The following is a 12,216-nucleotide window of genomic DNA, read 5'->3' on the forward strand; positions in this document are numbered from 1 at the left end:
CGGCGCGGCCGAACCGATGCCGGTACGGACCGTGCGGGTCTCGGGGTGCAGCGCCAGGCCGAACGCGCAGACGGCGATGACCATCGCGTTGCGGGTGCCGACCTTGGAGTACTGCTGGGGCCCGTCCGCCTTCTTCACGTGGACGGTCTTGATGAGCTCGTCGGCGGCCAGCGCGTTGCGCTTCACGCCCGTGTAGAACGCGTCGATCGGGATCAGCCGGGAGCCGCGCACGGACTCCACCTCGACCTCGGCGCCCGCCGCGAGCAGCGCGGGGTGCGCGTCACCGGCCGGGGACGCGCAGCCGAGGTTGCCGCCGACGCTGCCGCGGTTGCGGATCTGCGGGGAGGCGACCGTGTGGGAGGCGAGGGCGAGGCCGGGCAGTTCGGCGCGGAGGTTCTCCATGATCTGCGTGTACGGGACGGAGGCGCCCAGACGGACCACGTCCTCGCCGACCTCCCACTCCCGCAGGAGACCGATGCGGTTCAGATCGAGGAGCTGGTCGGGCCGGCGGTGGTCGAAGTTGATCTCGACCATCACGTCCGTTCCGCCCGCGATGGGGACGGCCGTGGGGTACTCGGCCTTCGCGGCGAGCGCCTCCTGCCAGCTGGCGGGGCGAAGGAAGTCCATGCGGGGCTCTCATTCGTCGTTCGAGTGGGGCACGTACGGCCCCGGGGCGAAGCGCCTGCACACACCGGTCCCATGAACCGTGGTGACCGGACCCAAACCGATTTCCGTGGAACGACCCCAACGTAGAGCCCGCCTGTGCGCTCCGCGCCGTCCGCCGGGCCGGCGTGGACGAGCGGTTCGCTCCTGAGCCGGCCGGAGGACGGCACGGACCTCGCCGCCGCCGTGCGGAGGGAGGGCGGGGGTGGCATCCCCCTGGCGGTTCCGGTCGGCGCAGAAGATCATCAGGGTTATGACGACGCGACACATCGAGTTCGAACGACTCCACAACTTCCGTGATCTCGGGGGCTATCGCACGGCCGGCGGCGCCACCGTCGCCTGGGGCGCGCTCTACCGGGCGGACTCGCTCGGCAAACTGCGCGGCGCGGACTGGGACCGGTTCCTCGGCCTCGGCATCCGCACCGTCATCGATCTGCGCTACCCGTGGGAGATCGAGGCCAAGGGCCGGATACCGGAGCCCGAGCGGTTCACGTACGCCAACCTCAGCATCGAACACCGGCCCTACGACCAGGCCGAGATCGACCCGGACCTCGACCCCTGGCGCTTCCTGGCCGACCGGTTCGCCGAGGTGGCGCAGGACGGCGTCCGGGAGATCCGCGCCGCGATCGAGCTGCTCGCCGAAGGCCCCGGGCCGGCGGTCTTCCACTGCACCTCGGGCAAGGACCGTACCGGGCTGATCGCCGCACTCGTCCTGACCCTCCTGGACGTGGACGAGGAGCAGATCCTCGCGGACTTCGCGCTGACGGAGCTGGCCACCGTCCGGCTGACGGCCGACTGGCACGCGGCCAACCCCGGCCGCACCATGCGCTGGCCCTCCTACGGGCGCGCCCCCGCCCAGGTGCTGCGCCTGACCCTCGCCGACCTCGCCACCCGCTACGGCTCCGTCGGCGCCTATCTCTCGGAGCAGGTCGGCGTCACCCCCGGGACCACGGCCCGGCTGCGCGCCCGCCTGCTGAACTGACCGGCGGCCACCGGGCGCGACGGGGCGGGGCGGGACGCCTCGCCCCGACGCGGCGGCGGGCGGCGTTCAGTGCGCCGTCAGGAGCCCGGCGGCCGCGAAGGCCTCGTACGTGGGCGGTGCGTCCAGTGCGCCGACCTCCGTGAAGTAGCGGGTGGTCGCCTGTGCGGCCCGGCCGATGGCCGTGGTGGTCACCTCGGCCGGATGGGCGTCGGCGATGATCTCCTGCGCCTCGGCGGCGGCGAATCCGGCGTCCCCGAGGGCGTCGGCGACGGCCAGGTAGTCCGGTTCCAGGAACGCCGTGATGAGCGAGGGGACCAGCGGGCCGATCCGCCCGCGCGCCGACCCGTCCAGCGCCTGCCAGAAGAACTCGAGGAGGCTGCGGAAGTAGGCGTGGTGCTTGCCCTCGTCCTCGGCGTGGTCCTGGACCAGGTCCCTGACCGCTTGCGGCAGCCGCTTGTCCCGGGGGAGGTCGGAGAGGATGGAGGAGATGAGGGTCTCGCTCACGATGGAGAAGACGAGGTCGGCCGCTCCGCGCAGGTCGTGGTCGAGCTCCGCGCGGATACGGTCCAGCCGCTCCATGAAGGCCGGCCGGTCGGGCAGGCAGGCGGCGAAGCCGGTGCGCGCCTCCACCTGGCGGGACAGGTCGTCGGAGAACTGCGCGTGCCAGGCCTCGTCCGTCGTGATCTTGAAGGCGTCCTCCCGCATGGCGGGCGGCAGGTGGAGTCCGCTGCGGCCCCGGCTGATGTCCATGGTCACGGGCATCACGGCGACTTGTTCCAGCTCGGTGGTGAAGTAGAGGTACTGGTGCAGCCGTTGGGTGAGGATCCGCTCGGCCACCTCGTCCGGCCGGGACCGTACGAGCGGATGCGCGACCACCGGCATCAGTTCGGGCGGGAAGTAGAGCCGGCCGGGCTCAGAGGGGTCCAGCACGCGCGGCGGCTTCACGCGCACGCTGGCGCGGGCGTCCCAGAGGGCGAACCTGCTGCGGTACCGGGCCGCCGGCGGCGATTCGGGGTCGGCCAGCTGGGTGAGGGCCTCGCGCAGGTGCGGGCGGGGCGCGGTCGTCTCCATGCCGGGCCTACGGGTTCGCGCTGATCGGATCGGCCTCTTCGCGGCCGGCCCGCTCCTGGACGGGCCGCAGGTGCCGGACCTCGGGGACGGCGAGCACGCCCAGGCAGGAGACGGCCATCAGCGCGGCCGCCCCGTAGAGCGCGGCCTCGGCTCCGACGGCGAGGGCCAGGGGTCCGGCCAGCGCCATGCCCAGGGGGCTGAGGGCGGTGGACAGCAGCCAGTCGTAGGCGGAGACCCGGGATATCCGGTCGGCGGGGACGTGCTGCTGGACGGTGGTGTCCCACAGGGTGCCCATCAGGCCGAGGGCGAAGGACATGACGGCGGCCCCCGCGGCGATGAACGCGGTGTGCGCGCCGAGCGCGATGAGGGCCAGCGGGATGGCTCCCAGCGCCAGGCAGAAGTTGGCCACCACCAGCGGCCGGGAGGTCTTGACGCGCAGGGAGAGCAGCGCGCCGGTGAGGGCGCCGACCGTCGCGCCCTGCGCGATGACGCCCCAGGCCACCTCGCCGCCGGCGCCGGTGATGACCGTCGCCGCTCCGACGGTGAAGTAGACGGTCCGGGAGAGGTTCCAGCAGCCGTGGGCGAGGAAGTTGCTCCACAGCCAGGTGCGCCCGCGGACCTCGCCCCATCCTTCGCGGAGGTCCTTGAGGAAGGTCCCGCGCGGCGGCGCCGCGTGCTGGATGCGCAGTCGGCTGAGCGTCAGGACGTTGACCGCGAAGGTCGCGCCGTCCAGCACCATGGCCCAGCCGGGGCCGACGGTGAGGGCGATGGTCGTGGCGGCCGCCGGCCCCACCAACATCGCGGTGCGGCGGGACACGGCCATCAACGCGTTGGCCCGCTGCAGGAGTTCGGGCTCGACCGTGGACGGGACCAGGCCGCTGGAGGCGGGCAGGAAGAAGCCCGTGGCCGCTCCGACGCAGCCGGCCGCGAGCATCAGTTCGCGGAGGCCGGCGTGGCCGGCGATCAGCTGGAGGCCGATGTAGACGTGCGCGACGCAGCGGATCACGTCCGCGGCCATCATCACCTTCTGCCGGGGCAGCCGGTCGGCCCAGACGCCGCCCACGAGGAGGAAGAGACCTTCGCCCACCGCGGCGCTGGCCAGGACCAGGCCCAGGTCGGTGGCCGATCCGATGTCCCGCACCAAGGCCAGGGTGAGTGCGACAGGAAATATGGCGCTGCCGGCGTAGGAAAGGGTCTGACCGAACCAGAGAAGACGGAATCTGTTATCACCCAAGGGGCCGCTCGGAGCCCGTGACTTGCGCAGATTCATGATCACGACTGTATCACTGCCACTCCGGGGAAACACGTGTTGATTTCGTGTCGACATGCCGGTAGGAGCGTGCCGGACGGCCCGGCATACCGTTCGGTTCCGGGCATGTCCGATTCTTCCGCGCCATCTCGTGTGATCTTCCCCGCACTCCCCGTCCCCGGCCAATGGGAACCGGTGGCCGAATTAAAGGAATGCCGCGCGCAACCCCCCTCGGGCCCCCCTCGGGGGGCCTCTCAGACCTCATCAGGTCAGCTGCAAACGGGGGTTGACGGATGATCTACCAGGCCGTAACAATGCTGTCGCCGGTCGAGACACGCCTTTGACGTGGGTAGATCTGGTTTGGGGGCACGTCGGCACAGGGTCGGCGAAGGCGACCGTCTCGGTTTGCGAACGGGGCGGTCGATGGGGGCGGCATTCGCGCCGGAATATTCCATTCCGACGTTGCTGCCCCACGGCGACCGCTTAGTCCTTGCGTCCTCTATTCCTTTTAAGAATGGAGGTGATTACGCATGAAGAAGTACATCAAGCCGTCGGCCAAGAAGGTCGACTTCGGCACGGTCATCGCGATGACCAAGTAAATGCCTTGCCGAGTACGCGTCACGCCCGTCCGGGCGTGACGCGTACCCGCTTTTCTCCCGGGTCACCGCCCGGGGCACGACGAAGGTGAATTACATGTGCGGAATCGCCGGTGTTGCCCGGATCGACGGCGGCATGCTGACCCCCGCTGCCGACGAGCTGCTGCGCGACGTGGCGTGCACGCTCGCCCACCGCGGCCCCGACGACGAGCGGCTGCTGCGCGAGGACCAGGTGGGCCTCGCCTTCACCCGGTTGTCCCTGGTGGACCCCGTGGGCGGAGGTCAGCCGCTGGTCAGTGAGGACGGCTCCGTCGTCCTGATCGCCAACGGCGAGGTCTACAACCACCGTGAGCTGGCGGCGTCCCTGCCCGCGGGCGCCCGTTTCAAGACGCAGTCGGACTGCGAGGTGCTGCTGCACCTCTACCAGCGCGACGGGCTGAACTTCCTCGACCGGGTCAACGGCATGATCGCCGTGGTCCTCTGGGACCGCAAGCGCGGCAAACTCCTCTTCGCCCGCGACCGGTTCGGCATCAAGCCGCTCTTCTACCACCGCAACCGCGAGCGGATCGTCTTCGCCTCCGAGATCAAGGCGCTCTTCGCCGACCCCGCCACACCGCGACGGCTGGACTGGAGCGGCGCGCTCGCCGACTACGGGATGAGCTCGGCGCCCGCCCTCGTGCACGAGCCCGTCAACACCTGGTTCGAGGACATCCACCTGGCCCCGGCGGCCACGGTGATGGAGATCGACCTCAAGGACGGCGCCACCCGCGAGCACCGCTACTGGTCGCTCCCCGGTGCGGCCGCCGATTCCGACGCCTCCGACGAGGAGTACATCGCGCGCTACCGGGACCTCCTCGCGGAGTCCGTACGCGACTGCGCCATGGCCGACGCCGAGCTCGGCCTCTTCCTCAGCGGCGGCGTCGACTCCTCCGCGGTGGCCGCGCTGGCCGGCCAGAGCGGGCTGCGGACCTTCAGCGTGCTCACCGGGTCGACCGTGCTCAACGGCGACGCCGAGTGGAGCCACCGCGCGGCGCGGCTGCTCGGCGTACCGAACGAGCAGATCCTCTTCGACCGCGACCGGGTGCCCGGGATCGAGGAGTGGAAGAACCTGCTCTGGCTCACCGAGACGCCCCTGTGCAGCCCCGAGCAGTTCTACAAGTACGAACTGCACCGCCACGCACGCCTGCGGCATCCCGAGATCAAGGGCATGCTGCTGGGCGCCGCGGCCGACGAGTTCAACGGCGGCTACGCCATCGGGTACGCCGGTGGCGGCGACTGGGACGACTTCCTCGCCAACATCGGCGCCATGGCCCGCCGCACCTCCCTGGACGAGCAGCCCCGGATGGCGGGCTGGTGGGAGGTCTCCGACCTGCCGCTGCTGAAGGACGCGGCCGTGCGCGGCACCCGGGACGACGGCTTCGCCGACCCCTACGACGCGTTCGTCGCCTGGAAGTACCGCAGCCTCCAGCAGTACAACGTCTGGCACGAGGACCGCACGGCCGCGGGCAACAGCGTCGAGGCCCGCGTGCCGTTCCTCGACCACCGCCTGGTCGAGCTCGTGACCTCGATCCCCGCCGCCCGGCGCGCGAACCTTCTCTGGGACAAGCGGATCCTGCGCGAGGCGATGGTCGGCATCCTCCCCGAGGAACTGATCCGCCGCCCCAAGGTCCCCTTCTTCCACGGCGAGGGGCAGCGGCACACCTACCGCACCTTCACCCGCATGCTGGCGCAGGGCGGCGACGCTCTCCTCGAGGAGGCGTTCTCCTCCGAGCGGGCCCGCGAGTTCATCCACCAGGACGGCGTCCGCGAGAGCCTGCGGCGCCTGGAGCGCGACCCCGAGAACGGCAGCGTCGAACACCTGCTGCGGCTGGTCAACCTCGGTCTGCTGGAACGCATGACCGCGGAGCTGCCCGTCCACCCGGCGGCCGCTTCCAAGGCCCCGCAGCCCGTGACCCATCCGTACGCGGACTGGGAGGACGCCGAGGAGCAGATCCGCGAACTCACCCTCCAGCGGACCCCGGTGGACCCGGAAGCCGTGTACGCGATGCGCTCCGACACCGTGCTCGCCTGCGCGCCGGCCCAGCCCGGCACCTGGTACCTGCTGGTCGACGGAACGTGCGAGTTCGTCCTCGACGAGGACGAGGAACCCGCCCTGACCGCGCTGCTGCGCTCCCTGGACGGAGAGACCTCCCTGGAGAAGGTGCTGGCCTCCGCCGGCCTGTCCCTGGACGGGCTGCGACCGCAGCTGGAAGACGTGCTCGACCTCGGCCTCGTCGTCGAGGCCGCCCCGAAGGGAGCCGTCCGTGTCCGATGACCACACGCACCAGGTGGAGGAGCTGCGCACGCTCGGCCTGCTGCCCGCCTCCTGGGTCTGCGTCTTCGAAGCCGGCTCGCTGGTCCGGGGCTGGGGCAACGCCTCCAGCGACGTGGACCTGTACGTGATCTCCGAGGAGCCGTGGACGGGCCGGGACGCCTCGCGCCATCCGGTACCGCTCACCCCCTCGGTCGTCCTGGGCGAGGAGACCTTCGTCGGCCCGATGCGCTGGGACGTCCGGTACTGGACCCGCGGCCAGGTGGAGCAGGTCCTGGCCAAGGTCGACTGGGCCGCCTTCGAGAAGGGCCCCGAGGAACTCTCGCTGCGCGAGGTCCAGCTGGTCGACCGGCTCGCCTTCGGCGTGCCGGCGGGCGGCCGGGAACTGCTGGCGCGGTGGCGCGCCGAGGCGGAGGCCTCCGCGTTCCGCTCCATCGTCGCGGCCCGCATCCTGAACATGGCCGACTCCCGCATCGAGGACGCGGTGGGCCAGCTGGAGGCCGGTGACCTGGACAGCGCCGTGCTCTCCGCACGGGCCGCGTTCCACTACACGGTCGACGCGCTCCTCGCCTCCGAGGGCGAGTGCGGCCCGGGCGAGAAGTGGCGGGCGCGCAAGCTGCGGGCCACCGCCCCGGCCGTCCTGCCGTTCGACACGTACTGGGCCCTGGAGACGATGCGGTCGTTCGACCCCGGCCGGCCCGGTCTCTGGATCAACGAGGTGCTCACGGTCTGCCGCGGCATCGCGATGGAAGTGGACATCTGATGAGTACGACCGGTCCGGTGACCCGCGCGTCCGTCCCCACCGTCCGCCCCGACATCCGGGTCCGCAAGATCCGCGGCGCCCTGGTGGTCGCGGTCCCCGAGCAGGCCTTCGAGCTCCCCGAGACGACGGCGTTCATCTGGAAGCGGATCGACGGGGTGCGCTCCGTGGGCCGCATCGGTGAACTGCTCGCCGAGGAGTACGAGATCGACGTGGAGACGGCCGTCGAGGACACCGTCGAGGTCCTCGCCGAGCTCGTCGCGTACGGGGCCGTCCGTGTCTGACGCACCGGACGCGTCGGCCGCGCCCTCCGTGCCGGATGCGCCGGACGCGTCCGCGGCGACGGCCGCGGACGTGGTCAGGGCCTGGCGCGACCCCCTGTTCCGAGCCTCCCTCGACGAGCTCGCACGCGCCGCGCTGCCCGCCCATCCGGCGGGCGACATCGAGGTACCGGGACTGGACCGGGACTAGCGGGGCGACGGGAACGGCACAACGAGCGGGAACAGAACGAAAGGCAAGACGGTGCTGGACGAATTCCTCGACGACGCGCGCTGGTGGGCGGGGCTCACCCCTGCGGAGCGCCGCCCGGCCGGGGGTCCGGAGCCGGATCCCGGGGAGCTCGAGCGCGGGACCGCTCGGGTCCGCCTGTGGCAGGAGGGCGTGCTCGTCCCCGGGCTGCGCACCGGGCCCGACGTGCTGGGCGCGCGGTGGAACGTCACGCCCGGCCAAGTCGCCCTGCTGGCGGCGGAGTCACCGCGGGAACTGAAGCTGCGGCTCCCCGGCACGCCGGACTGGGTACGCGTACTCGTCGACGCCTGGCAGCGGTTCGCCGGAGCGGACCTCGCCGCGCACCCCGTCCCCCCGGAGGGCGGCGACGTGGCCCCCGGCCGGCTGGACTGGCTGGGTCCGCTGACGGCCTGGGCGCGCGAGGAGCTCCGCGCCCGCCTCGCTCCCGCGCACCGGCTGCTGCCTCACGGGCACCCGCTGTTCGCCCCGGACACCACCACCCTGCGCGCCATGGTCCAGCGCACCATGGCGCTGGAGATCAACGCCGCCCGGCTGGAGGGCCGGCTCGACGGTGCGACCCCCGAAGCCCGCCACGAGGCCTTCGGCGCGCAGCTGCGGGAGCCCGCGCGGGCCCTGGACCTGCTGGCCCGGCATCCCGTACTGGCCCGCGGCCTCGTCGGCCACGTACGGCAGTGGATCGAGGTCCGGGCCGAGTTCGCCGAGCGTCTGAGCGCCGACTTCGCCGAGCTCCGCGCGCGGTTCGGGGTCCCCGGCGAGGGCCTCGGCGACGTCGCCGACATCACCTTCGGTGCCGGCGACGCCCACCGCGGCGGGCGCACGGTGGCCGTCGTCGGCTTCCGCGACGCGACCCGGTACGTCCGGCTCGTCCACAAGCCGCGCAGCCTCGCCGTCGACACCCACGTGAACCGGCTCCTGGACTGGATCAACGAGCGCGGTCCCCGCCACCCCTTGCGGACCTCGGAGCTCCTGGAACGTCCCGACCACGGCTGGAGCGCCTTCGTCGACGCCGCGCCCTGCGCGGACGCGGACGCCCTCGGCAGGTTCGCGTGGCGGCTGGGCGCCCATCTCGCGCTCTTCCACGTCCTGGGCTGCTCCGACCTGCACCTGGAGAACCTGATCGCGGCCGGTGAGCACCCGGCGTTCATCGACCTCGAGGCGATCTTCCACGCCGAGTCCGCGGATCCGGCCGAGGCCGACCCCGTGGACCTGCTGCTGCGCGCCTCGGTCCTCGCCGTGGGACTGCTGCCGCAGCGCGTGGTGCGGGCCGACGCGACCGGGCTGCACGCCATGGAGATCAGTGCCATGGCGGGCGGTCCCGTCCCCGGCGAGCTGGAGATCCGTCCCGAACTCGTCCTCGCCGGCGCCGGCACCGACCGGGTGCGGATCGTCCGCGAGCGGCTCCCCGTACCGGAGTCCGGCAACCGGCCCGTCCTGGACGGCCGGCCCGCCGACCCGTCGGCGATGTTCCCGCGGCTGAGCGAGGGCTTCGAGGACTGCTACCGGCTGCTGCTCGCCGGACGCGACGAACTGCTGCCCGCACTGGACGCGTTCGCCGACGACGAGGTCCGCACCGTCCTGCGCAACACCTCCGCCTACAAGGCGGTCCTGGAGGAGTCCTTCCACCCCGACCTGCTGCGGGACGGCCTGGACCGGGCCTACCTCATGGAGGCGCTGGATCCGGACGGGGAGGGCGATGCGGCGGTCCTGGCGAGCGAGCGCCGCCAGCTGGCCCGCGGTGACGTCCCCTCCTTCACCGCCAGGCCCGCCGGTACGGCGCTGTCCGACGACGACGGCGTGGTCGCGGAGGGCTTCTTCCGGCGCAGCGGACTGGAGACCGCCCGGCGGCGGCTGGCGGCACTGAGCGAGGAACACCTGCGGGAGCAGCTCTGGTTCGTGCGGGCCTCCCAGGCCACGCGCGAGCTCGGCGGGCACGCCCAGGAACGCGGACCGGCCGGCCCGCGCGGGCCGCGGGACACGGCCCCGGAGCCGGACCCGGACGCCGCGCTCGCCGCCGCGTCCCGCATCGGGGACCGGCTGCTCGCGTCCGTCCGGCGCGGCGGGGACGGCGTCGTGGAGTGGGCCAACCTCAACCTGGTCGGCGAGCGGTACTGGGTGGTCGGGTCCAGCGGGCTCGGGCTCTACTCCGGCGTGAGCGGCATCGCCCTGTTCCTGGCGGAACTGGCCGCCGCCACCGGCGTCGACCGCTACGGGCACGTGGCGCGCGAGGTCGTGGACGCCCTGGCCGATCCCGAGGGCATGCCCGAACCGGAGGACCTCCGGGGGATGCCCGTCGGAGGGTACGAGGACCTGTGCGGGGTGCTGCTCCTCCTCGCCCGGGCCGGGCGGCTGTGGGAGGATCCCGCACTCCTCGGCGCGGCCCGCTCCCTCGTGCCCGCGGTACGGCAGAACCTCGAGGACGGCGCGCCCTTCGACCCCTGCGACATCGTGGCCGGAGCCGCCGGAGCCGCGCTCGCCCTGATCGCCCTGGACGCCGCCGGGCCCGGGCAGGCGACCCGCGAGGCCGTGCGCCGGGCGGGCGAGATCCTCCTGGACGGCGACCCGCTGCCCATGGGGGCCCCGGGATTCGGGCACGGACGGGCCGGCCGGGCCTACGCGCTGTCCGCGATCGCGGACCTGACCGGTGAGCCCCGCTTCGCCGCGGCCGCCTCCCGCGCCCTGGCCGAGGCCTGCCCCACGGCCGGCACGGACCCCGGCGCGGGCACGGACACCGGCCCCGGCACGGACGCCGGCGTCATCGCCTGGTGCCGGGGCGCCGCCGGCACGCTGCTGGCCACCGCGCGGCGCGGCGGGGCCGGGCTCGCCGGCCGCCCGGAGCTCTCCGCCGTACGGGATGCCCTGCGGACGGGGGTCGGCAACGACTCGCTGTGCCACGGCACCCTCGGCCTGGCGGAAGCTCTGCGCACCGCCGGTGAGAGCTGCGGCGACCAGGCCCTCGTCGACGAGGCCCGCCGGGCGGCGACGTCAGTGGCGCACCGCGTCCTCGCGGACGACGTGCGCACGGGCGTTCCGCACCGCCTGTGGGTGCCGGGCCTGATGAACGGCGCGGCGGGAATCGGCTACGGCCTGCTCCGCACCGCACTGCCCGGACGCGCGGTGCCCGACGTCCTCCTGCTGGGGACCTGAGGCCGAACCCTCCGAAGGCTCCCGCTCCCCCACCGTGAGAAATGGAAAGAACATGCTCGAACTGCCCGTCATCCGCGAGCTCGTCGCCCGCTGCCTGATCGAGGACCTCGGCCGCGGCGACACCACCACGGACGCGTGCGTCCCGCCCGAGGCCGAGGGCCGCGCGGTCGTGGCGGCCCGGGAGGACCTCGTCTTCTGCGGCGGGGCCCTGGTCCGGGAGGTCTTCGCCCAACTCGACCCGCGGGTCGAGGTGGAGCAGCTGTGCCGGGAGGGCGAGCTGCTCACGGCCGGCAAGGCGGCCGTGGCGCTGGCGGGGCCCGCGCAGTCGCTCCTGAAGGGCGAGCGGCTGGCGCTCAACTTCGTCCAGCGGATGAGCGGGGTCGCGACCTTGACCCGTTCGTTCGTCGACGCCCTGACCCCGGGCTCCGCCACCCGCATCACCGACACCCGCAAGACCACTCCGGGCCTTCGGATCGTGGAGCGGTACGCGGTCCGCTGCGGCGGCGGGTACAGCCACCGGTCCGACCTCGGCGCGGCGGTCCTGATCAAGGACAACCACGTGGCGGCCGCCGGGGGCATCACCGCGGCGGTGACCCGTTCCCGGGCCGCCGCCACCCACGCGACCCGCATCACCTGCGAGGTCGACACCCTGGAGCAGCTGCGCGAGGCGATCGAGGTCGGGGTCGACATCGTGATCCTCGACAACTTCACCGACGAGCAGATCGCCACCGCCGTGGAGTTCACCGGCGGGCTGGCCGTCATCGAGGTCTCGGGTTCCGTCTCCCGGGAGCGGATCAGGGACATCTCCGCCCTCGGCGTCGACGTCGTGAGCATCGGCGCGCTGACCCACTCGGCGCGCGCCGTGGACCTCGGCCTCGACTGGACCGCGTAACCCCGCCCCTTCGTTTCGTT

10 protein-coding genes are annotated in these 12,216 nt (G+C 72.8%); 7 read left to right on the plus strand and 3 right to left on the minus strand.

What is annotated here, in order from left to right; genetic code table 11:
* Positions 1-627 (minus strand): FAD binding domain-containing protein (locus ABZY44_RS18430; RefSeq protein WP_356654982.1); only part of this gene is annotated, 627 nt, incomplete at its 3' end.
* A 289-nt stretch (positions 628-916) separates the two neighbouring features.
* Here ABZY44_RS18430 and ABZY44_RS18435 point away from each other — a divergent pair.
* Positions 917-1,645, plus strand: coding sequence for a tyrosine-protein phosphatase (locus tag ABZY44_RS18435; RefSeq protein ID WP_356654984.1), 729 nt, complete (start codon positions 917-919; stop codon positions 1,643-1,645).
* A gap of 66 nt (positions 1,646-1,711) precedes the next feature.
* Here the strand turns inward: ABZY44_RS18435 and ABZY44_RS18440 are convergent, their stop codons facing one another.
* Both ABZY44_RS18440 and ABZY44_RS18445 read right to left on the minus strand, forming a co-directional pair.
* Entirely contained in the window at positions 1,712-2,716 is a 1,005-nt protein-coding gene (locus ABZY44_RS18440; protein ID WP_356654986.1) for a diiron oxygenase, read from the minus strand.
* Between the two features lie 7 nt (positions 2,717-2,723).
* Complete coding sequence (locus tag ABZY44_RS18445) at positions 2,724-4,043, minus strand: MFS transporter (protein WP_356654988.1); 1,320 nt, start codon at positions 4,041-4,043, stop codon at positions 2,724-2,726.
* A gap of 615 nt (positions 4,044-4,658) precedes the next feature.
* On the opposite strand from ABZY44_RS18445, the gene asnB reads away from it, so the two are divergent.
* From asnB to nadC, 6 genes are read left to right on the plus strand one after another with little or no spacing between them, the layout of a single operon-like run.
* Entirely contained in the window at positions 4,659-6,875 is a 2,217-nt protein-coding gene (gene asnB, locus ABZY44_RS18450) for an asparagine synthase (glutamine-hydrolyzing) (RefSeq protein WP_356654990.1), read from the plus strand.
* Positions 6,865-7,635, plus strand: coding sequence for a hypothetical protein (locus ABZY44_RS18455; RefSeq protein WP_356654992.1), 771 nt, complete (start codon positions 6,865-6,867; stop codon positions 7,633-7,635). The genes asnB and ABZY44_RS18455 overlap by 11 nt, the downstream gene beginning before the upstream one ends.
* Positions 7,635-7,916, plus strand: a complete 282-nt coding sequence (locus ABZY44_RS18460) for a PqqD family protein (RefSeq protein ID WP_356654994.1) — start codon at positions 7,635-7,637, stop codon at positions 7,914-7,916. Before ABZY44_RS18455 ends, ABZY44_RS18460 begins: the two co-directional genes overlap by 1 nt.
* Positions 7,909-8,103, plus strand: coding sequence for a mersacidin/lichenicidin family type 2 lantibiotic (locus ABZY44_RS18465; RefSeq protein WP_356654996.1), 195 nt, complete (start codon positions 7,909-7,911; stop codon positions 8,101-8,103). The genes ABZY44_RS18460 and ABZY44_RS18465 overlap by 8 nt, the downstream gene beginning before the upstream one ends.
* Before the next feature lie 51 nt (positions 8,104-8,154).
* Entirely contained in the window at positions 8,155-11,304 is a 3,150-nt protein-coding gene (locus ABZY44_RS18470; protein WP_356654998.1) for a type 2 lanthipeptide synthetase LanM family protein, read from the plus strand.
* A gap of 52 nt (positions 11,305-11,356) precedes the next feature.
* On the plus strand, positions 11,357-12,196 hold the full coding sequence (gene nadC / locus ABZY44_RS18475; RefSeq protein WP_356655000.1) for a carboxylating nicotinate-nucleotide diphosphorylase: 840 nt from the start codon (positions 11,357-11,359) through the stop codon (positions 12,194-12,196).
* Positions 12,197-12,216 lie beyond the last annotated feature (20 nt).

This window comes from Streptomyces sp. NPDC006544, assembly GCF_040611715.1.
Lineage (GTDB): Bacteria > Actinomycetota > Actinomycetes > Streptomycetales > Streptomycetaceae > Streptomyces.

Bases quoted from the DNA above. Each gene is read 5' to 3' on its own strand.
- nadC (WP_356655000.1), top strand. From the start codon at position 11,357: ATGCTCGAACTGCCCGTCATCCGCGAGCTCGTCGCCCGCTGCCTGATC.
- ABZY44_RS18445 (WP_356654988.1), bottom strand. From the start codon at position 4,043: ATGTCGACACGAAATCAACACGTGTTTCCCCGGAGTGGCAGTGATACA.
- ABZY44_RS18440 (WP_356654986.1), bottom strand. From the start codon at position 2,716: ATGGAGACGACCGCGCCCCGCCCGCACCTGCGCGAGGCCCTCACCCAG.
- asnB (WP_356654990.1), top strand. From the start codon at position 4,659: ATGTGCGGAATCGCCGGTGTTGCCCGGATCGACGGCGGCATGCTGACC.
- ABZY44_RS18435 (WP_356654984.1), top strand. From the start codon at position 917: ATGACGACGCGACACATCGAGTTCGAACGACTCCACAACTTCCGTGAT.
- ABZY44_RS18460 (WP_356654994.1), top strand. From the start codon at position 7,635: ATGAGTACGACCGGTCCGGTGACCCGCGCGTCCGTCCCCACCGTCCGC.